The 19,554-nt window shown below is 71.9% G+C and carries 20 protein-coding genes; 5 read left to right on the forward strand and 15 right to left on the reverse strand.

The annotated features are described in order from the left end of the window. Positions 1-110 precede the first annotated feature (110 nt). Genes ACWER9_RS20670 through ACWER9_RS20690 form a run of 5 tightly spaced genes read right to left on the reverse strand, consistent with a single transcriptional unit; the run spans position 111 to position 5,594 of the window. Positions 111-1,754: a sodium/solute symporter gene (locus ACWER9_RS20670; protein ID WP_452303372.1), complete on the reverse strand. Its 1,644-nt coding sequence runs from the start codon at positions 1,752-1,754 to the stop codon at positions 111-113. Continuing rightward, the gene (locus ACWER9_RS20675; RefSeq protein ID WP_452303373.1) at positions 1,755-2,168 is read right to left on the reverse strand and encodes a hypothetical protein; all 414 of its coding nucleotides are present in this window, start codon (positions 2,166-2,168) and stop codon (positions 1,755-1,757) included. It abuts the gene before it with no gap. Positions 2,169-2,212: 44 nt separating this feature from the next. Further along, complete coding sequence (locus tag ACWER9_RS20680) at positions 2,213-3,838, reverse strand: DUF4153 domain-containing protein (protein ID WP_452303374.1); 1,626 nt, start codon at positions 3,836-3,838, stop codon at positions 2,213-2,215. Continuing rightward, positions 3,835-4,917: an ATP-binding protein gene (locus ACWER9_RS20685; RefSeq protein WP_452303375.1), complete on the reverse strand. Its 1,083-nt coding sequence runs from the start codon at positions 4,915-4,917 to the stop codon at positions 3,835-3,837. Before ACWER9_RS20685 ends, ACWER9_RS20680 begins: the two co-directional genes overlap by 4 nt. Next, a complete protein-coding gene (locus tag ACWER9_RS20690) occupies positions 4,914-5,594 on the reverse strand; it encodes a response regulator transcription factor (RefSeq protein ID WP_452303376.1) in 681 nt (226 codons plus the stop codon). Before ACWER9_RS20690 ends, ACWER9_RS20685 begins: the two co-directional genes overlap by 4 nt. A 183-nt stretch (positions 5,595-5,777) precedes the next feature. Between ACWER9_RS20690 and ACWER9_RS20695 the strand changes: the two genes are divergently transcribed. Next, complete coding sequence (locus ACWER9_RS20695) at positions 5,778-6,329, forward strand: Uma2 family endonuclease (RefSeq protein ID WP_452303377.1); 552 nt, start codon at positions 5,778-5,780, stop codon at positions 6,327-6,329. A 46-nt stretch (positions 6,330-6,375) separates the two neighbouring features. Here ACWER9_RS20695 and ACWER9_RS20700 read toward each other — a convergent pair whose 3' ends face one another. From ACWER9_RS20700 to ACWER9_RS20720, 5 genes are all read right to left on the reverse strand, one after another. Further along, positions 6,376-7,038, reverse strand: coding sequence for a DUF5701 family protein (locus tag ACWER9_RS20700; RefSeq protein ID WP_452303378.1), 663 nt, complete (start codon positions 7,036-7,038; stop codon positions 6,376-6,378). Between the two features lie 66 nt (positions 7,039-7,104). Further along, complete coding sequence (locus ACWER9_RS20705; protein ID WP_452303420.1) at positions 7,105-7,875, reverse strand: LytR/AlgR family response regulator transcription factor; 771 nt, start codon at positions 7,873-7,875, stop codon at positions 7,105-7,107. 14 nt (positions 7,876-7,889) lie between these two features. Next, positions 7,890-9,116, reverse strand: a complete 1,227-nt coding sequence (locus ACWER9_RS20710) for a sensor histidine kinase (protein WP_452303379.1) — start codon at positions 9,114-9,116, stop codon at positions 7,890-7,892. Positions 9,117-9,155: 39 nt separating this feature from the next. After that, on the reverse strand, positions 9,156-10,727 hold the full coding sequence (locus tag ACWER9_RS20715) for a sugar transferase (RefSeq protein ID WP_357348701.1): 1,572 nt from the start codon (positions 10,725-10,727) through the stop codon (positions 9,156-9,158). A 263-nt stretch (positions 10,728-10,990) separates the two neighbouring features. Continuing rightward, positions 10,991-11,851 carry an Fpg/Nei family DNA glycosylase gene (locus tag ACWER9_RS20720; RefSeq protein WP_452303380.1) on the reverse strand — a complete coding sequence of 287 codons (861 nt, stop codon included), beginning with the start codon at positions 11,849-11,851 and terminating at the stop codon, positions 10,991-10,993. A 136-nt stretch (positions 11,852-11,987) separates the two neighbouring features. On the opposite strand from ACWER9_RS20720, the gene ACWER9_RS20725 reads away from it, so the two are divergent. Beyond that, entirely contained in the window at positions 11,988-13,295 is a 1,308-nt protein-coding gene (locus tag ACWER9_RS20725) for a glycosyltransferase (RefSeq protein WP_452303381.1), read from the forward strand. A gap of 80 nt (positions 13,296-13,375) precedes the next feature. Here ACWER9_RS20725 and ACWER9_RS20730 read toward each other — a convergent pair whose 3' ends face one another. From ACWER9_RS20730 to ACWER9_RS20750, 5 genes are all read right to left on the reverse strand, one after another. Continuing rightward, positions 13,376-14,098 (reverse strand): CDP-alcohol phosphatidyltransferase family protein, encoded by a 723-nt coding sequence (locus ACWER9_RS20730; RefSeq protein ID WP_452303382.1) that lies wholly within the window; start codon positions 14,096-14,098, stop codon positions 13,376-13,378. After that, positions 14,073-15,140 carry an iron-containing alcohol dehydrogenase family protein gene (locus ACWER9_RS20735; protein ID WP_452303383.1) on the reverse strand — a complete coding sequence of 356 codons (1,068 nt, stop codon included), beginning with the start codon at positions 15,138-15,140 and terminating at the stop codon, positions 14,073-14,075. Before ACWER9_RS20735 ends, ACWER9_RS20730 begins: the two co-directional genes overlap by 26 nt. Continuing rightward, the gene (locus ACWER9_RS20740; protein WP_452303384.1) at positions 15,128-15,859 is read right to left on the reverse strand and encodes a phosphocholine cytidylyltransferase family protein; all 732 of its coding nucleotides are present in this window, start codon (positions 15,857-15,859) and stop codon (positions 15,128-15,130) included. The genes ACWER9_RS20735 and ACWER9_RS20740 overlap by 13 nt, the downstream gene beginning before the upstream one ends. Positions 15,860-15,937: 78 nt before the next feature. Continuing rightward, the gene (locus ACWER9_RS20745; RefSeq protein WP_452303385.1) at positions 15,938-16,705 is read right to left on the reverse strand and encodes a hypothetical protein; all 768 of its coding nucleotides are present in this window, start codon (positions 16,703-16,705) and stop codon (positions 15,938-15,940) included. Further along, positions 16,702-17,154, reverse strand: coding sequence for an NUDIX hydrolase (locus ACWER9_RS20750; RefSeq protein WP_452303421.1), 453 nt, complete (start codon positions 17,152-17,154; stop codon positions 16,702-16,704). Before ACWER9_RS20750 ends, ACWER9_RS20745 begins: the two co-directional genes overlap by 4 nt. A 109-nt stretch (positions 17,155-17,263) precedes the next feature. Here ACWER9_RS20750 and ACWER9_RS20755 point away from each other — a divergent pair, with 109 nt between their 5' ends. The 3 genes from ACWER9_RS20755 to ACWER9_RS20765 all read left to right on the forward strand — a co-directional run bounded on the left by ACWER9_RS20755 (position 17,264) and on the right by ACWER9_RS20765 (position 19,399). After that, positions 17,264-17,656 carry a CBS domain-containing protein gene (locus ACWER9_RS20755; protein WP_030487774.1) on the forward strand — a complete coding sequence of 131 codons (393 nt, stop codon included), beginning with the start codon at positions 17,264-17,266 and terminating at the stop codon, positions 17,654-17,656. A gap of 83 nt (positions 17,657-17,739) precedes the next feature. Beyond that, positions 17,740-18,198 (forward strand): ester cyclase, encoded by a 459-nt coding sequence (locus ACWER9_RS20760; protein WP_452303386.1) that lies wholly within the window; start codon positions 17,740-17,742, stop codon positions 18,196-18,198. A gap of 106 nt (positions 18,199-18,304) precedes the next feature. Beyond that, positions 18,305-19,399 carry an aminotransferase-like domain-containing protein gene (locus ACWER9_RS20765; RefSeq protein ID WP_452303387.1) on the forward strand — a complete coding sequence of 365 codons (1,095 nt, stop codon included), beginning with the start codon at positions 18,305-18,307 and terminating at the stop codon, positions 19,397-19,399. The last annotated feature ends 155 nt before the right edge of the window (positions 19,400-19,554 follow it).

Below are 19,554 nucleotides of genomic sequence, written 5' to 3' on the forward strand. Positions count from 1 at the left end.
TGGCGGCCAGATCTTGCATGAGTCACTCGTCGATCACCGACGTCGAACCCTACCGATGCCAACCTCCCGGAACCGGCCCACCTATAGAAGCGTCGGCGGGATCTTCGCGCTCATTGCATGCGGAGGGCTTCCGGGGTGTGCAGGCGGAGCATGGTGGCCGCGACGTCGGCCGGGGCCCGCCGGCGGGTTGCCATCGACACGACGACCATCACGGTGAAGGCCAGCGGCACCGTCCAGGCGGCCGGCTGCGCGATGAGCGTGGCCGGCCAGCCGGACAGCGCCGGGCCGAGCACGGTGACCACCACCGCGCCGATCGCGGCGCCACCGCCGACCACCACGCCGGCCGTGGCGCCCACGTCGGTCAGCCCGCGCCACCAGATGCCGAGCACCAGCAGTGGGCAGAAGCTCGACGCGGCGACCGCGAAGGCCAGCCCGACGACCTGCGACACGTCCAGTCCGGAGACGTGCAGCGCCAGCACCGCCGGCACACCACCGGCGATGACGGTGGCCAGCCGGAATCCGCGTACCGAGCCCCGACCGAGCACGTCCGTCGAGATCACCCCGGCGACGCTTGTCAGCAGGCCGGACGAGGTGGAGAGGAACGCCGCGAACGCGCCCGCGGCGACGAGCGCGGCGAGCAGGCGCCCGGTCAGCCCGTCGCCCAGGGCCGCGCCGGGCAGCAGCACCACCACCGCGTCGGTCTGGCCGCTGAGCAGCAGTTGCGGGGTGTAGATCCGGCCGAGCACGCCGTACAGGGTGGGGAGGAGGTAGAAGGCGCCGACAAGCGCCAGCACGACGAGGGTGGTCCGGCGCGCCGCCGCGCCGTCCGGGTTGGTGTAGAAGCGGACGAGCACGTGCGGCAGACCCATGGTGCCCAGGAAGGTGGCCAGGATCAGCGAGTACGTGGCGAACAGTCCCCGGTCGTCGTCGCCGGCGGCGCTCGGCAGCAACCAGTCGTTGGCGTCGGTGGCCACCCCGGAGACGCCCGGCACCGGATCACCGGCGGCGAAGGTCAGCTCGTCGCCGGGGCGTACCTCCCGGATGTCGCCGTCGGGCAGGGTGAGGGTCGCGCGGTGCTCGACCACGACGGTGGTCGCGGCCCGGAACGTCGGCCCGTCGGGCGGGGTCACCGCCGGGCGGCCGTCGGCCTGCCACTGCAGGGCCAGGAAGATGACGGGTACGGCGAGAGCTGTCAGCTTGAGCCAGTACTGGAAGGCCTGCACGAAGGTGATGGCCCGCATGCCGCCCAACGCCACGTTCGCGGTGACCACGGCGGCCACCAGCAGGGCACCGAGGGGGTACGGGGAGCCGGCCACCGTGGCCAGGGTCAGCCCGGCGCCCTGGAGTTGCGGCACCAGGTACAGCCAACCGATGAAGATCACGAAGGCGGTGGCCAGGATGCGGAGTCGATGCGACCCCAGCCGCAGCTCGCAGAAGTCGGGCAGGGTGAACGCCCCGGAGCGGCGCAGCGGCGCAGCCACGAAGAGCAGCAGGGCCAGGTAGCCGGCGGCGAACCCGACCGGATACCAGAGCACGTCCACGCCGTACTTGAGGACCAGCCCGGCGATGCCGAGGAAGCTCGCCGCCGACAGGTACTCCCCACCGATGGCGGCGGCGTTCCAGGTCGGGCTGATCGCCCGCGACGCCACCAGGAAGTCGGACGTGGTGCGGGCCAACCGCAGCCCGTAGAAGCCGATCCCGACGGTGACCAGGGTGACCGCGACGATGGCCGGGACCACGAAGTCGTTGCCCACTCAGCGCTCCGGCCGTTGCACCAGGTCGGTGAAGTCCTGCTCGTTGCGCTCGGCCAACCGTACGTACGCCCAGCCCACGGCGATCAGGAACGGGAAGGAGGCCACTCCGAGCAGCAGCCACGGCAGGTTGACGCCGGCGACTGTGGTCCGGCCGAGCGACGGCGCGATCGCGAACAGCCAGGGCAGCCCGCCCAACCCGATGGCCACCACCAGGGACAGCCGCAGCGCCAACGCGAGTTGGGCCCGGACCAGGCCGCGGACCAGCGCCTCACCGACCTGGGTCTGCTGGGCCAGCTCGGCGCGGGTCCGGTCGGCGCGGGTGTCCTGCCGGGTGATCTCGGCCAGCACGATCCGGGACCGCCGGGGCGGCGGCACCGCACCGCTCGACCCCACGTCCGGGAGTTGCTTGGCCACCCCGGCAGTCTCGCCCGCCGTGCGCGATTGTCAAGCGTTCACGCTCACCAGCGCTTCAGGTCGAGGCAGTAGGTCAGGGTGGTGTTCACCGGAATCGTGTCGAGTTCCGCTCGGGCCCGCAGCCGACCGAGGTTCGTCGCCCAGAGGCCGTCCCGGGGCTGCTCGGCGGCGATCTGGGTCAGCGCGCAGACGCGGATCGGGTCGGGTAGGCGGGCCAGCGCCGGCACGGCGTCGGCCGACAGCCCGGACACGTAGTCGACGTCCAACCGGCCGGTCTGCAGGTAACGGTCGACGTTCCGGTCGGCGATCAGCCGGTCCGGATCGACAAGTGCCAGGCCGAGCAGGGCCAGCACCGCCGTGCCGATCACCAACCGGGGCAGCCACTCGGCCCGCAGCCGCACCACGGCGACCCCGACCAGGAGGAAGAGCAGGCCGAGCCACAGCTCCACGGTCGCCACGGCGAGCCGCAGCCGGGTCGCCCCGTAGGCGTCGGCGTAGACCTGCATCCGGTACAGCGCCGAGGCGACGATCACCAGACTGAGCACGGTGAGCGTGCCGAGCAGGATCCGGACCAGCAGCCGGTCTGCCCGGGTGGCCTTCGGTGCGCGGCGAGCGGCGATGGCGATCACCAGCAGGGTGAGCGCGGTGACGGCGAGCAGTTGCCAGAAACCACCCCGGGCGTACTGGGCGTACGTGAGCCCGGCCGTCCGCAGCACGTGCCCCGCGCCGCCGAACAGCACCGTCAGCTGGACCAGCACGAACGCCGCGAACAGGGCGTCGAGCAACACCAGCGGAACTGTCCACTCCAGCCGGTGGACCGGGCGCGACGGCGGCGGCCGTAGGCCCTCCAGGTCGGGTGGGCGACTGACCAGGTACGCGCCTCCGAGCAGCACACCGCCGATCAGCACCAGGCGGAACGTCCAGCCGATCGCGGCGGGCAGCGAGACGTCCGGCAGTAGGCCGGTGACCAGCTCGGCGAAGACCGCGTCGGCGGAGGCGAAGAGCACCCCGAACAGCGCCAACAGCACGGCGGAGATCGCCAGGCTGGTGAGGATGCGCCCGAAGCCGATTCCGGACCCCGCCGGGCGGGTGTCCCGTACTCCGCGTGCCGCCCACGGGAGGGCCCGTACCGCCGCGGCGGGCGGCAGTGTCGCGGCGAGCAGCATCCCGAGCGGGCTCCGCGCGCCGGTCACCGCGAGAGTCCCGGTCACCAGGGCCGCGAGCAGGCAGAGGGCGAAGAGCCAGGCCGCGGCCCGGACCGTGCCGACGGCTGTCAGCGCGACAGTCGAGACGGCCCAGATGGCCTGTTCCGCCCGCCCCGGTGCCCCCGTGGCACCGGGACGGGCGGTGGCCGCCTGGACGCTGGCGGCGACGAGGGCGGCGGTGACTGCAAGCGCCGCCACCAGCCAGCCGAGACCAGGACGAACCATCGTCAGGGTCGACGCGCCGACGACCGCCGCAGCCGCCAGCGCCCCCAGCGCCAGCGGGCGGGCGGAGTCGGGAGGCCCCGGCCAGCGGCGCGTGATCAGCGACGGGGGCCGGGGCGGGGCAGGTGTGAGCGGCGACGCCTGAGGTCGGCCGGCGACAGGTGTGGCAGCCGGGCCGGGCCTCACCGCCGGGGAGTCCTGCGGCCCGGTGGCCGGGAGCGGGCTACTGCCGGGGCTGGTCATGCTGCCTCTCCTCGGGATGGCCCGTCGCACGGGATGGTGACCTGGATGCGGCAGCCGGGCCGGGCACCGTGGACTGGTCGGGCGGGGTCGAGGACGCGGATCCGACCGCCGTGCAGTTCGACGACCCAACGGGCGATGGCCAGGCCGAGCCCGGTCCCGCCGCCGGCCGACCGGTCGCCTCGGGTGAACCGCTCGAAGACGCGGGAACGCTCGATCGGCGGAATGCCCTGGCCCTCGTCGCTCACCTCGAAGCTGAGCTGGTCGCCGTGTTCCTCCGCGCTGACCCGCACCATGCCACCGGGTGGGCTGTGTCGCGCCGCGTTGTCGAGCAGGTTCGCGAAGACCTGGTGCAGCCGCCACGGGTCCGCGTGGACCGTCAGCGGCGCCGGCAGGTCACGGAGTTGGAAGCGCACGTCCAGACCGGCACCGGACGCGCTCGCCGTGGCGTGCTCCACCGCCTCGTCGAGGAAGTCCCCCACGTCGATGCGTACGCGCCGCAGCGGCACCACGCCCGCGTCGAGGCGGGACAGGTCGAGCAGGTCGGCGACGAGGTGCCCGAGCCGTTCGGTCTGGGCCAACGCCGAGCGCAGCGCCGCGGGTTCGGGGTCGGCCACCCCGTCCACCATGTTCTCCAGCACGCCCTGCAACGCGGTGATCGGCGTACGCAACTCGTGCGAGACGTTCGCGATCAGCTCGCGTCGGCGCTGGTCGGCGGCGTGCAGGTCCTCGGCCATCTTGTTGAACGCCTGGGCCAGCTCACCGACCTCGTCTCGGGAGGTGGCACGCACCCGACGGGTGTAGTCGCCCCGGGCCATCGCACCGGCGGCTGCGGTCATGTCCCGCAGTGGCGAGGTCATGCCGTGGGCGAGCACCTGCGAGGTGAGCAGGGCGACGGCGATCGCGGTCGCCGAGGTGACCGGTGGCGGCCAGCCGATGCCGTACGAGAAGTAGGCCAGCCCCGCCGCGCCGGACGCGACGAGCAGCACGCCCAGCTTCAGTTTGATCGAGCGCACCGGGTCCAGCGGTCGGGGCAGCAGCTCCAGCACCCGGTCCAGGCGGGTGAGCAGGGTCGCCGTCACGACGGCAGCTCCAGTGCGTAGCCGACCCCGTGCACGGTGCGGATGAGGTCCGCGCCCAGCTTGCGGCGCAGGGCCTTGATGTGGCTGTCCACGGTGCGGGTGCCGCTCCCGTCACCCCACCCCCAGACATCGGCGAGCAGCCGTTCCCGGGGGAGCACCGTGCGGGGTCGCCCCGCGAGGTGGACCAGCAGGTCGAACTCGGTCGGGGTGAGGTGCACGTCCGCGCCGGCCCGGCGGACCCGTCGCTCGGCCTCGTTGATCTCGATGTCGCCGAGGCGGATGGCGGGCGGCGCGGGAGTGGCGGCGGCCCGCTCCACCCGACGCAGAAGGACGTGCACCCGGGCGGTGAGCTCCCGCATCGAGAACGGTTTGGTGAGGTAGTCGTCCGCGCCGAGGGCCAACCCCACGAGCAGGTCGGTCTCGTCGTCCCGGGCGGTGAGCATCAGCACCGGCACCGGTCGGTCGGCCTGGATCCGGCGGCACACCTCCAGGCCGTCGAAGCCGGGCAGCATGACGTCGAGGACGACGAGATCCGGCTGTCCGGCGTGGAACTGGGCGACCGCGCTCGGCCCGTCCGCCGCGATCTCCACGGTGAAACCCTCGGCCCTCAGGCGGGCGGCGATGGACTCGGCGATGGTTCGTTCGTCCTCGACCACCAGGACCCGGCGTTCGTTCATGGGTCCTGACTGTAGGGATCGGCCATGGAGATCGTTGGGTCGCGTTGTGAACAACCTGTGGAGAACTGTTCACGCCTGTGGATAACTCGGGGACCACGCCCGCTGGCGTGTGGCAACTCCCGAGGCTCGTTGTGGACAACCGACCGAGCTGTCAGGGTGGTCGGGTAGAGAGGAGGTGCGACGGTGACCAACCCTGCCCGGCCCGGCTGGGGCGACGCCTGGACGGTGGACGACCTCCAGAGCCTCCCCGAGGACGACCAGGTCTACGAGATCTTCGACGGGAGCCTGCTCGTGTCCCCCCATGCGGACGTCTTCCACGGCGCGGTCGCCAACCGCCTCCGCCGCATCCTCGACCGGCAGGCCCCCGCCGGTGTGCTCGTCGGTCAGGACATCGGGGTCAGCGCGCAACGCTCGTCCTACTTCGTGCCCGATCTCTTCGTCGCCAGGGAGAGCGCACTGGACAGCGGCGGTGCCGCGCTCGACCCGGCCGACGTGCTCCTCGTCGTCGAGGTGATCTCACCGAGCAACGCCGGCCGCGACCTGGTGCTCAAACGGCACGGGTACGCGGCCGCCGGCATTCCGCTCTACTGGCTGGTGGACCCCCGTAAGCAGATCCTGACCGTGCTGGGGAACGGCGCGGGCGGTTACCGCGAGCACGCCGTTCTGCCGACCGGTGAGTGCTACCGCACCGAGCAGCCGTTTCCTCTCGTCCTGCCGCTGGCCGACATCTTCTGACCTCAGGGCTTGGCCCCTCGGCCTGCGCAACGTCGGCGTCCGACTGTCACTCCAGGCCGATGCGTTCCGGTCGGGCCGAGGCGGAGCCGAGCCAGGTGTGCGGGTTGCCGTACCAGCACCAGCCCAGCTTGGGTGCGCCCTGGCTGATCCAGAGCGCCGGCACCCGCTTGTCGCCGCAGCGGGAGCCGACGAGCGAGAAGCACCTGTTGCTCGCCAAGGCGGTCGGGTGCAGCGTGATGAAGGCGAGCCCCTCGTCGATGCTCAGCGGTAGTCGACCCCGCGCGGTGATCCCCTCCATCGCGGTGGCGGGGGCCAGGTTCCGGAACTCCTCTCCCCGGTCGACGTCGAAGAGCAGGTACGCCGGCCCGGCCGGCACCTCCAACTCCTTGATCGGGTCGAAGCGGGGCAGGTCGTCCTCGGCGTAGTTCCGGTCGACGACACCGGGCTTGCTCTTGCCGGCAAGGGTGGTCAGCTCCACCCGCTCCGGCACCCCGATCAGCTCCCGGGCGACGACAAGCAGGAACGGCGTCCGGGCATCGGTGGGGGCGGGCAGCCCGGCGGCGCCCTCGACGGCGCGCGCCCGCAGTGGTGCGACCAGGCCACGGAAGGCGCTCTCGGTAAGCCCGGCGAGGGCGGGATAACCGAGCTGCACCAGTCGGTCGAGTTGCCTGTCGAATTCGGTTTCGGCGTGGAACGGGGTCTCGGTCACGGCAGGCCTCCCGGAAGTCGTACGGACTAGCGTACAACGTACGGTAGGGCTCTGCCCATTCCCGACTCAGCGACTCCAATCCTGTTTCGCGGCCCTGACCAGCTTGTCCTTCAGCTCTCTGGTGTGCCGCCGGCTCACCGGCAGCTCAGTAGAGTCGATCACCACCACGTAGCCGGAGTTGACGAGCCGCAGCTCCGCGATCAGCTTCAACTGGACCAGGTACGACCGGTGCACCCGAACGAAACCGGCGTCGGCCCAGCGCTCCGCCAACGTGGCAAGCGAGACGCGCACCAGGTGCGACCCCTCGGCGGTGTGCAACCTGGCGTAGTCGCCCTGCGCCTCCACCCAGCGCACCGCCGAGCGGGGCAGCATCCGGGTGGTCCCGGCCAACTCGATGGGAATGGTCGGGTCCTCCTCGGCGCGGGCCAACGCCGCCGGGTGCGACGGCACCACCCGCGAACCGATCACCCGGCGCAGCGACTCGGCCAACCGATCGGCGCGAACCGGCTTCCGCACGTAGTCGGTGGCGCCCAGATCGAAGGCGTCCACCGCGCCGTCGTCGTACGCGGTGACGAACACGATCGCCGGTGGCCGGGCGAAGCGGCGCAGCACCCGGGCCAGCTCCATGCCGTCCAGGCCGGGCATCCGGATGTCCAGGAAGACCACGTCCACGTCCGCGTCGCGCAGCAGCCGCAGCGCCTCGGTGGCATCCCCGGCCGTGTGCAGCCGGGCCACCCGGGGGTCGGCCCGCAGGTGGTACGCCAGCTCGTCGAGCGCGGGCGGCTCGTCGTCCACCGCGAGGACGCGCAGGAAGCCGGACGCGTTCACCGCGCCCATCCCGGTTCGCTCGCTCACGACCCGGCCCGTACGCCCGGATGGAACTTCGGCACCCGCATGCTCACCTTCGTGCCCGAGCCCAGCCCGGTCTCCACGACCAGGCCGAAGCGGTCCCCGAAGACCGAGCGCAACCGCTCGTCGACGTTGGAGAGGCCGACGTGCTGGCCCGTGTCGTCACCCGGGTCGCCGGTGCCGCGGGCCAGCTCGGCGATGCCGGCGGTAAGCGTGGTCGGATCCATTCCCACTCCGTCGTCCTCCACGGTGATGTGGCATTCGGCGCCCGCGTCCCGAGCCTCGATGCTCACCATGCCCGTGCCCGGCTTGCGGGACAACCCGTGGCGAACCGCGTTCTCCACCAGCGGCTGGAGGCAGAGGAACGGCAACGTCACCGGCAGCACCTCCGGGGCGATCTGCAACCGCACCTGCAACCGGTCGCCGAACCGGGCCCGTTCGATGGTCAGGTAACGGTCGATCGACCGCAGCTCCTCGGCAAGCGTGGTGAACTCCCCGTGCGCCCGGAACGAGTACCTGGTGAACTCGGCGAACTCCAGGATCAACTCCCGGGCCCGCTCCGGGTCGGTGCGCACGAACGAGCCGATCGCGGTAAGCGCGTTGTAGATGAAGTGCGGGCTGATCTGCGCCCGCAACGCCCGGATCTCGGCGCGGGCCAGCCGCTCCCGTGACGAGTCCAGCTCGGCCAGCGCGAGCTGGTTGCCGGCCCAGTGCGCCGTCTCCAGGGTGGCCTGCACCAACCCCGGAGGTGGCGGGCTGTCGGCGACCGCAACCAGCGCGCCGACCACCCGGCCGTCCGCAGCCAGCAACGGTGCGACCACCGCACCCCGGATCGGGCAGTCCACCCGATCGCAGTGCAACTCCTGCTCACCGAGCACGGTCGAGCGGCCGGAGCACACCGTTCGCTGGGCCGCCGCGAGCAGTTCCGCTGCGTGGTGCGTGCCTCGTCCGTCGAGGGCCAGCAGCCGGTCGACGTCGGTGAGCGCCAGCCCGGCCGCGCCAACCAGAGCTCGCAGATGGCGTACGGCCTTCGCCGCGCCCGCCTCGCTCAGCCCCGCGCGCAGCGGGTCGGCGGCCAGGCCGGCGGTGTGCAGCACCTCGTAGGTGGCCCGCTGGGTGGCGGTGGCGATGCCGCGCCGGGCCCGCAGCCGCAGCACCGCGAACAGGGCTGCGGTCAGCGCGGTGACGAGTGAGACGACGCCGACCACGGCGGAGAGGTTGGCAGCCACGCAGCGATCCTCACCCCTGCGGGCCGTCGCGCCAACCCTCTAGTACGCGCCCTTGCGGGCGAGCACCACCCCGACCGTGCGCCACAGGATGCTCAGGTCGTACGCCAGCGACCAGTTGTCGACGTAGTAGAGGTCCAGTCGGACCGACTCGTCCCAGGACAGGTCGGAGCGGCCGGAGACCTGCCACAGCCCCGTCATGCCGGGGCGGACCAACAGGCGGCGGCGGACGTCACCAAGGAAGTCACCGTCGTCGGCCGGCAGCGGTCGGGGCCCGACGAGCGACATCTCACCCCAGAGCACGTTGATCAGCTGGGGTAGCTCGTCGAGCGAGGTGGCCCGGAGGAAACGACCGACCGGGAAGACCCGAGGGTCCTCCTTCATCTTGAAGAGCATGCCGTCGGTCTCGTTGCGGTCGACCAGGCTGGCCAGCCGGTCCTCGGCGTTGACGTACATGGTCCGGAACTTCCACACCCGGAACGTGCGCCCCTCGTGCCCCACCCGGGGCTGGCGGAAGAAGACCGGCCCGGGGTCGGAGATCCGGATCGCCACGGCGATGGCCAGGAAGAGCGGGATCAGCAGCAGCAGGCCGAGGCCGGCGGCGACCCGGTCCATCAGGTTCTTCGCCAGCAGTGCCGGCCCGGAGAGGGTCGGCTCCTCGACGTGCAGCAGCGGCAGACCCTCGATCGGCCGGATGTGCACCCGGGGCCCGGCGATGTCGGTCAACTGCGGGGCGACCACCAGGTCGACGCCGGAGCCCTCCAGCTGCCAGGCCAGCCGGCGCAGCTCGCCCGGCTCGGCGCTGGCCGACCCGCAGACGGCGATGGTGTCCCCACCGACCTCACGGACCAGCGCCAGCACGTCGCGTCCGGCGTACACCGGAACCGGGGTCGGCATGCCTCGGGCCGCCGCGTACCCGTCGGTGATGTGGATGGCGACGGGCATCAGCCCGGCGGCCGGGCTGCGGGTGACCGCCGCGTAGACCTCGAGACATTCGGGCAGGGTGCCGACAAGCACCATCCGGTGCGCGGCCTGACCGGCGCGCCGCCGGATGTAGTGCAACGCCCAGCGGGCCACGAAACGGCCCCACAGGATCAACAGCAGCGCCCCGAGCAGCGCGGTGCCGACCGTCCAGCGGGACAGCGCGGTCTTGGTGGCGAAGGCGAGGAACGAGACGCTCGCGGCGACTGTCACCGCGGCCCGGATGACCCGTTTGAACTCGTCCGGCCCGAGCCCCAGGTAGCGCCGGTCGTAGGCCCGGTTGCTCCAGAGGATGACCACCCAGCCGAGCGGAAGCAGCAGGTAGGAGACGGTGTGGAACCAGGTCGGGTCCTGCTTGAGGTCGGAGAACCCGGAGGCGGCCTGATCGAACAGTTGGATCGCGATCCAACTTGCGAACGCCGCCGCGCCGAAGTCGAGGAGCAGCAGGATCGCCGTGTAGGGGCGGTGCCAGCGGGAGACACGGCGTCGCGCTCGGGCCCAGGCCGACCGGGGTACGCCGTTGTGGGACGGCGGCGTCGGCGGCTGGATCTCGAAGCTGTCGACGTGCCGCACGAGTCTGCTCCGGCCTTCGTTGGTTACCGGGCGCTGGAGGCTTGCCGTCACCTCACCCATGTCCTCCCGCATGACACGGGCCGCTCACTCGGCGTGAGGGCCCGGTCGCCCACCGTCCCAGTCTCCCACGCGGGCTCCGAGCGGTCGCCGCTCCGATGGAGATTGGCGATCGACGGTGCTGGCGGGATCTGGCCGGCTCCGCACCTTTTCAGAAGCCGGGGACCGGGCCACTATACCGATGGATGCGCGCCTGACCAGAACGGCGGACCGGAGCTTCCACTCAGTGAGGGCGATTCCACTCGGTAGTCCTGAAGTGGAATTACTCACCGTACGAGGCGGGACAACCGACGGTCAGCGAGCGGCTTGCCACCGGTCTGGCAGGTCGGGCAGTACTGGAGGCTGGAGTCGGCGAACGACACCTCGCGGACGGTGTCCCCGCACACCGGGCAGGGCAGCCCGGTGCGCGCGTGCACCTTCAGCCCGGAGCGCTTCTCGCCCTTGAGTTCCGCGGCCCGCTGACCGAGGGACCGTTCGACCGCGTCGCCGAGGACCTGTCGGGTGGCGGCGTGCAGGGTGGCGATCTGAGCGTCGGTGAGCCGGTCGGTGATCGCGAACGGGGACAGCTTCGCGGCGTGCAGGATCTCGTCGGAGTACGCGTTGCCCACCCCGGAGAGCACCGACTGGTCGGTCAGCACCCCCTTGACCTGCCCCCGCCGGCTTCGCAGCCGCTCGGCGAAGGTGGGCAGGTCCGCGGCGAGCGCGTCCGGGCCCAGCTTGGCCACCCCGGGGACCGCCGCGAGGTCGGTGACCAGATACGCGGCGAGCTTCTTCTGGGTGCCCGCCTCGGTGAGGTCGAAGCCGGAACCGTCGTCCAGGCGTACCCGCACGGCGATCGGGCCCTTACCCGGGCGCAGCGGAGTGGTGGCGGGGAAGGCCTCCCGGTAGTGCAGCCAGCCGGCGCGCGCCAAATGCACCACAAGGTGCAGGTCACCCTCGAAGAGGACATCGAGGAACTTGCCGTGCCGACCGGCGTCGACCACCGCCCGACCGGCGACCTCGGTGGGCGCCGGCTCGTACGTCTTCAGGGCGCTGATCGCGGCGATCTCCAGCCGATCGACGCGCCGCCCCACCGCGCGCTGACGCAGGTAACCCGCGAGCGCCTCAACCTCCGGTAGTTCGGGCATCAGCCAACGGTAGCCTTCTTTCCCGTGAGCGTGAGGAATGAGCTCGCGACTCCCCGCCGCGAGCGCGAGGAGTGAGCTTGCGAGCCCCGCAGTCGCGAGCAACAGTCGGCACAGCCGCGAACGAAGGGCAAGCTCAGTGAGAATCGTGGTGGCGCACAACCGGTACCGGGAAGCCCAGCCCTCCGGTGAGAACACGATCGTCGACTCGGAGATCGCCCAGCTCACCGCCGCTGGCGTCGAGGTGTTGCCCTTCATCCGCAGTTCGGACGAGATCCCGTCGATGTCGAAGGTGGCGAAGGCGCTCCTGCCGATCTCGCCGATCTGGGCGCCGCGCGCCCAGCACGACCTGAGCCGGCTGCTCACCGAGCACCGACCCGACGTTCTGCACCTGCACAACCCGTACCCCTTGCTCTCGCCCTGGGTGGTGCGGACCGCGCACCGGCACGGCGTGCCGGTGGTGCAGACGGTGCACAACTACCGGCAGGTCTGCTCGTCGGGGATCTACTTCCGGGACGGCGTGATCTGTCAGGACTGCAAGGGTCGGGCGTTGGGTGTGCCGGCGATCAAGCACCGCTGCTACCGCGACTCGGCGGCGCAGAGCGCGTTGATGGCGACCACCCTGGCCGTGCACCGGGGCACCTGGCGCTCGGTGGATCGGTACATCGCGCTCACCTCGGCGATCGCCGACCACCTCCGCGACTACGGCATTCCGGACGACCGCATCGTGGTGAAGCCGAACTCCGTACCCGACCCGGGCCGGCCGGCGCCGCTCGGTGACGGGTTCCTCTACATGGCCCGACTATCTCCGGAGAAGGGTGTCGACCTGCTGCTGGACGCCTGGCGTCGGCACCCGGTGGGTTCCCTGGGCACGCTGCGGGTGGCCGGCGACGGTGAACTGCGCCCACTCGTGGAGGCGGCCGCGGCCGAGCGACCCGACGTGGTCTACCTCGGTCAGCTCGACCGGGCCGGCGTGCAGGCCGCCGTCGAGGCGAGCGCCGTGGTGATCGCCGCCGCGATGTGGCACGACGTGCTGCCCACCGTGATCATCGAGGCGTTGGCGAGCGGCCGCCCCGTGCTCGGGACGGCGTTGGGTGGCATTCCGTATCTGGTCGGGGCGGACGCCCCGCACGAGCCCGCCGGCACCGGGCCCGCCGCGGTCGCCTCCGCGGTCGCCTCGCCGGTCGCCGCCGAGGTCGCCTCACCGATCGCACCCGGGGTCGGGCGGTCGGCGATGCCGGCCGGGATCGCCCAGGGTGAGGCCGGTTGGGTGGTCGCGCCGGAGCCAGCCGCGCTCGCAGCCGCCCTGCCGGTCGCCCGCGCAGGTGCGCCCGGACTGGCCCTGACCGCCCGCGCCCGCTACGAACGCACCTTCCACCCGGACGTGGTCACGAAGCGGCTCATCGACGTCTACGCCGGCCTGTCCCGTACCCCCGACCACGTCTGAACCTCGCCCCGGGCGGCCTTGCTCCGCCCCGACCACCCCGCCTTCCCGGCATGATCGATGGATCTTCCGGGCGGGGCGGGTCAGCGTAGGGAGGCGCGGGCCGAGAAGGCGATGCTGGCAAGCAGGAAGCCACCGTTGACGATGGTGAAGGCGATCATCACCCAGAGGGCCAGCGCGGGAGCCACGGCGAGCACCAGGGCGGCCACGAAGATCACCGCGCCGTAGTCGCGCACAAGCTTCACCAGGCGTACCGGCAGCGAGGTCGAGGTGACCATGCTCGCCGCGTTCGGGCCGGTCTGCATCACCGACGTCACCAGGTTGACCATCCAGGTGCCGGCGAAGGTCGCCACGAGCCAGGTCGGCGTGGACGGCTCCTGCGCCACGGCGGTGGCGGCCAGCGCTGCCACCAGGGCGATCTGCGCGGCCACGTCGCAGAGCACGTCGACACGGGCACCGGCCGCGCTGCCCTGGCCGGTGACCCGGGCCAGCTGCCCGTCCGCGCAGTCCAGGGAGTACGCCACCTGCCAGCCGACCAGGGCGAGCAGACCGACCACCCAGGCCGGTACGTCCCCGGCGGCGACCGGGCCGGCGAGCGCCACCACGGTGACGGAGGTGGCCAGCCCGAGCACCAGGTTGGTGATCGTCAACGCGGTCGGTCGCAGCCCGAGCCGCTGGGCGACGAGCGCGAAGACGGCCCCCAGCCACTGGCTGATCGACTCGCTGAACAGGCCGCCGCCCCGGTTCACCCGGTGGAAGTCGGCGACGGTGGGACGGGGGTCAGCCAAGCTGGTCGCGGATTGCACCGGCGTAGTCTGCCAGCCGTTCCCGGGTCTCGGTAGGCGACAGTGCCAGGTGTTCGAGGATGGTGTACCGATCCGGCCGGGTACGCGGCGCGAACTGCACCGCCTCGATGAACTGGTCGTCGGTGAGCGCCACCTCGGCGGGGAGCCGGGGCAGACCGTGCCGGGCCAGGCAGGCCGACATCTCGCCGAAGCGGCGGAGGTCCCCGCGCAGCCAGGTGCAGAACAGCGCACCCAGCCCGGCCAGCTCGCCGTGCGACGCGGTCCCGGGGAAGAGCGCGTCGACCGCGTGCATGATCTCGTGGCAGCCCCCACTGCACGGACGGCTGGTGCCGTCGACGGCCATCGCCAGGCCGCTCGAGATCAACGCCTCGGCGAGGACGGTCACGAAGGCGTCGTCGCTCATGTCGCCCGGGTGGTTGAGCACCGCCTCGGCGCCCGCCCGCGAGAGCGAGGCGGCCAGCCCGTCGACCGGCTCACCGCGTACCTGCCGGGACAGCTCCCAGTCGGCGAGCGCGCTGATGTTGCTGACCACGTCGCCGATGCCGGCCCGGTTGTGCCGGTCCGGGCCGCTCTCCACGAAGTCCAGGTCGACGATCACCCCGATCGGGATGTGTACGCCGTAGGAGCCCTTGATCCCGTCGGTGATCAGGCTGGCCACCGGGGAGGCGATCCCGTCGTTGGCGAGACTCGTCGCCACCGACACCATCGGTAGCCCTCGACGGGTCGCCGCGTACTTGGCCACGTCGATGGTCTTGCCGCCGCCGATGCCGACGACCGCGTCGTACGACCGGGCGCGCAGTTTGCCGCCCAGGTCGTCGGCGGCGTCGAGCGTCCCGCCGGAGACGGTGAACACGTCCGCCGAGCGCAGCGACGGCCGGATCAGCTCCGCGATCTGGGCACCCTGACCCGGCCCGACCACCACCGCGACGTCACCCCCGGAGGAGATCCGCCCGTCGGCCAGGATCGCGCCCAGGTCGGCGACCGCCCCGCGTCGCACGTCGATGTGCAGCGGGGTGAGGACGCTCCGAGCTAGTAGCGGCACGCGATCTCCCGCGCACGGGCCAGGTCGGCGTGGTTGTCGACCTCGACCCACGGGACGTCACCGATCGGCGCCGCCCGCACCTCCCCGCCCCGGTCGGAGAACTCCTGGTAACCGTCCTCGTAGTAGAGGTTCGGGTCCCGTCGCCAGGTCGCCTCCAGCGCGTCGGCGAGGGCGTCGGCGACCTGCGGCTCGATGAGCGTCGCGCCGATGTACTCCCCGTACGCCTCGCCGGGGTCCATCAGCTTGGTGATGCGGGTGAGCTGGCCGGCGGCGTCGAAGGTGGTCTTCATCTCCTCCTCGGCCAGCGGCTTGAGGGTGTCCACGGCCAGCAGGATGCCCGGCCCACGCTCGGCGAGCAGGGTCTTCTCCACGCTCACCGGGTGCACGGTGTCCCCGTTGACAAGCAGGACCCCACGGGCGAAGTGCTCCCGGGCGAGCCAGAGCGAGTAGGCGTTGTTCCACTCCTCGGCCTTGTCGTTGTGCACGAGGGTGAGCGTGACGCCGTACTTCTTCTCCAGGTCCGCCTGGCGGGAGACGACCGCGTCCGCCGCGTAGCCGACCACGATCACGATGTCGGTGAGCCCGACCTCGGCGAGGTTGCCGAGCGCGATGTCCAGGATCGTCGTCTCGCCGTCCACCGGCACCAACGCCTTGGGCAGGGTGTCGGTGTACGGGCGCAACCGTCGTCCCGCGCCGGCCGCGAGCACCATTCCGATCATCGCGACATCCTCCCTCGTCCTGCTCCGGTCACCGCTGGAGGATAGCGCCGGCCGGGTGTGCCGCTCCGGTCAACCGGGTCAGCCGGGCAAGGCCGCCAGGTCGGCGAGCATGGTCAGGCGCTCCTCGGTGCCGAGCGCGGCGTACGGGCCGGCGGCCCGCCGGTCGGTCTCCAGCTCGATGGCGAGCCGCTCGGGGCCGATCGGCAGGGCGGCGATGCTCGACGCGGTGTGCCCGGCGGCGGTCCAGGCGGCGGCGTGCGCGTCGGCCCGGTGGTGTCGCAGCGCGCCGAGCCGGTTGAGCAGCAGCACGCCCAACGGGGTGCCGTCCGGCTCGTACGGGGGCGCCAGCGCGGTGAAGGCCGAGTCGCCCGGGTTCTCCTCCTCGTCGGCGAGCACCAGGGCGTACGACAGCAGTCGGCCGAGCACGGCCACCAGCCGGGCCACCCGGTCGTCGTGCCCCGCCCACAGCTCCTCGGTGACCTCGGCGTGCACCTGGTACAGCTCGGCGAGGAAGGCGGCGCCACGCTCGGTGGCCGAGAGGGCGCCGTCCGGGCCGCGGTAGACCATCCCGTGTGCCACCTGTTTGTCCACGGTCCGCCGGCAGACGACCGGGTCCTGGTAGCGGGTGATCGCCGCGAACCCGGGCCCGTCGACGGTGCCACCGGGCGCGGCCAGCCGGGTGCGCAGGTCGACGAGGAAGCCGGTCGCCGTCACTCCGCCGTACCGCTGGGACAGCTCGGCGCCACCACCGTCCCGGCCGGCGAGCATGCCGGCGCGGAAGGTCCGGTCCACGGCCGGTGCGAGTAGCCCGGCGATCCGGTGGGGCGTCAGTTCGACGGTGTTCACAGACCGATCGACCGCAGGGCGGCGAAGCCCTCCTCCGCGATCCGCCGGATCAGCCCGTCGTTGACGTCGCGGTGCTCGTCGAGCACCGTCACCTCGTGCTCGGCCAGCCAGCGGTACTCGGTGTGCTTGCCGGCCTCGAGCGTCGGGCGGTCGAGGTCGCCGTCGACGCGGACCAGGAAGTCGTACTCGGTCCGGGCCAGACCGTCGTCGCCGACGTAGTGGTACTCGCCCACCTGGCCCAGGACGTGCGAGAGGACCCAGCCGGTCTCCTCGGTGATCTCCCGGCGTAGCGCCTCGTCGATGTCCTCGCCCGGCTCCAGGTGGCCGCCGACGATGTCCCAGCAGTCGGGAAACAGGCGTCGGTGGGGTGACCGGCGCTGGAAGAAGATGCGGCCGTCGTGGTCGACGATCAGCGCGCCGGCGCAGCGCAGGGGCTCGGTGGACACCATCCGACAGTAGCCAGCCTCCGCAGCATGTGCGATGCCGCTCTTGTCCCGGAAACATCCACCGACCACCATGTCCGTACCGAATGCCACCGTCCCAAAGGGGTGATGCGTGATGCAGGTACGGGATGCGATGTCCAGCCAGGTCCTCGTCGTCGGTCCGGAGCACACGCTCCGCCAGGCGGCCCGGATGATGTCGGCCCGCGGTGTCGGGTCGGCGGTCGTGATCGACCCGGACTCCGAGGGCGTGGGGATCATGACCGAACGCGACGTGTTGAAGGCCATCGGCGCTGGCCTCGACTGCGACGTGGAACGCACCGGCGCCCACCTGACCTGGGACGTCGTCTACGCCGGGCCGGAATGGACGGTGGCCGAGGCCGCCGCCGCGATGGCCCGGGGCGGGTTCCGGCACCTGGTGGTGCTCGACGGCCGGGAGGTGGCCGGCGTGATCTCCGTACGGGACATCATGCGGGTCTGGTCGGAGAGCCAGGCGGTCGCGACGACCTGACCGGGGGTGGTGTGCCGGGTCGGATCGATGGGTAAGCATCCCCTCACGGGCGCGGAGGTGCCGTGGCCGTGGGGGAGGTCCCGATGCGCGACGTGGAGCGGCTGGTCGAGCAGCAGTACGCCATGCTCCTGCGTCGGGACGTGGCCCGCCTTCCGGATCTCTACGCCCCGGAGGCGTTCTACGCCATGCCGGGTGTGACGGTCCGCCCCATCGAGCTGCCGGCGCTCCTGCGTACCTGGACCGGCGCCTTTCCGGACCTGCGGGTCGACCCGATCGGTGCGGTCCGCACGGGCGGTGGCGCCGCCGTCGAGCTGCGTCTGACCGGCACCCACACCGGCACCCTGCACTCGCCGTACGGCACCGTCGCGCCCACCGGCCGCCTGGTGAGCTGGGAGGTGGCAGACGTGGTTCGGGCTCGCAAGGGTCGGATCACCGCCTGGCGTTCCTACTTCGACTGGAGCCAGCTCCTCGACGCGCTCGGCGTGCAGTTTGACGGGCTTTCCCGGGCGGCGCAGCACGACGCGCTCGCCCTTCCGGTCTGATCTGCGGCCGACCGGACGAGGAGGGTCACCCGACCCGGTGGCTCAGGATGCGGACATCGCCGTGCCGACCGCGCGTTCCCCGCTGCCGCCCGTACGCTCAACATCCATGACCGCCGAGCAGTTGATCTCCTTCGCCCGTGGGGCTCCCTCGCTGGACATCGTCGATGTCGAGGGGCTCAAGGCCGCCGCCGTCCGCGCCTTCGACGCCGACCCCGCGGGGGTGACGGCGTACGGCACCTCCGTCGGGTACGTCCCGCTGCGGAAGTGGATCGCCGAGAAGCATGGGGTCGAGGCCGACCAGGTGCTGGTCACGAACGGGTCGCTCCAGGCCGACGCGTTCCTCTTCGACCACCTGGTCCGCCCCGGCGACACGGTGGTGGTGGAGCGCCCGACGTACGACCGGACGCTGCTCAACCTCAAGCGGATGGGCAGCGAGCTGCACGGCGTCTCGGTCCAGCCGGACGGCCTGGACACTGCCGAGCTGCGCAAGCTGCTGGAGTCCGGGGTCCGGCCCCGGCTTGCGCACGTCATCCCGAACTACCAGAACCCGGCCGGCATGACGCTGTCGCTGGAGAAGCGTCGGGAGCTGCTGGACCTGGCCGCCGAGTACGAGTTCACGATCTTCGAGGACGACCCGTACGCGGACGTCCGCTTCCGTGGCGAGGCGCTGCCGTCGATGCTCTCGCTTGACACCCGCAACGTGGTGGTGCACGCGTCGAGCTTCACCAAGACGGTCTGCCCGGGCGTGCGGGTCGGCTACCTGGTCGGCCCGGCCGACCTGATCGCCTCGATCGCGAAGAACGCGACGAGCCTCTACATCTCCCCCGGGATGGTGTCCCAGGCGATCGTGCACCAGTTCTGCGTCTCCGGTGACATCGACCGCTCGATCGAGACGGTCCGGGCGGCGCTTGGTGAGCGGGCCCAGGTGCTCGCCGAGTCGCTGCGTCGGCACCTGCCGCAGGCGCGGTTCGTGGAGCCCGACGGCGGCTACTTCCTCTGGGTGGAGTTCCCGGAGGACGTGCTCGTCGATCGGCTCGCCCCGGCGGCGGCCGAGCGCGGGGTAGCTGTCGTCAAGGGCAGCGACTTCATGCTGGACGGCGGACGCCACGCCCTACGACTGGCCTTCTCGGCGGTGACCGCCGACCGGATCGACGAGGGCGTCCGGCGGCTCGCGGAGGCCGTCGAGGCCGTTCGCAGCTGAGCCGTCTGTCGGGTACCCGACAGAACGACGATGCCGGTCGTCCCGGGGCTCCCCTCCGGGCGGCCGGCTGGCCCACAATGCTGCGAGCGTCACCCCGTCAGCTGCGGAAGTCGCCCGGTCTCCGGGCCGGCCCAGCCCGGGTCGACGCGGCAGCA

The sequence above is a fragment of the Micromonospora sp. NPDC003944 genome (assembly GCF_053605225.1).

Excerpts from the sequence above, each read along its gene's own strand:
- ACWER9_RS20680 (WP_452303374.1), bottom strand. The coding sequence starts at position 3,838 with ATGACCAGCCCCGGCAGTAGCCCGCTCCCGGCCACCGGGCCGCAGGAC.
- ACWER9_RS20750 (WP_452303421.1), bottom strand. The coding sequence starts at position 17,154 with ATGGTGTCCACCGAGCCCCTGCGCTGCGCCGGCGCGCTGATCGTCGAC.
- ACWER9_RS20715 (WP_357348701.1), bottom strand. The coding sequence starts at position 10,727 with ATGGGTGAGGTGACGGCAAGCCTCCAGCGCCCGGTAACCAACGAAGGC.
- ACWER9_RS20740 (WP_452303384.1), bottom strand. The coding sequence starts at position 15,859 with ATGATCGGAATGGTGCTCGCGGCCGGCGCGGGACGACGGTTGCGCCCG.
- ACWER9_RS20755 (WP_030487774.1), top strand. The coding sequence starts at position 17,264 with ATGCAGGTACGGGATGCGATGTCCAGCCAGGTCCTCGTCGTCGGTCCG.
- ACWER9_RS20705 (WP_452303420.1), bottom strand. The coding sequence starts at position 7,875 with ATGGGCGCGGTGAACGCGTCCGGCTTCCTGCGCGTCCTCGCGGTGGAC.
- ACWER9_RS20765 (WP_452303387.1), top strand. The coding sequence starts at position 18,305 with ATGACCGCCGAGCAGTTGATCTCCTTCGCCCGTGGGGCTCCCTCGCTG.
- ACWER9_RS20690 (WP_452303376.1), bottom strand. The coding sequence starts at position 5,594 with ATGAACGAACGCCGGGTCCTGGTGGTCGAGGACGAACGAACCATCGCC.
- ACWER9_RS20720 (WP_452303380.1), bottom strand. The coding sequence starts at position 11,851 with ATGCCCGAACTACCGGAGGTTGAGGCGCTCGCGGGTTACCTGCGTCAG.
- ACWER9_RS20760 (WP_452303386.1), top strand. The coding sequence starts at position 17,740 with ATGCGCGACGTGGAGCGGCTGGTCGAGCAGCAGTACGCCATGCTCCTG.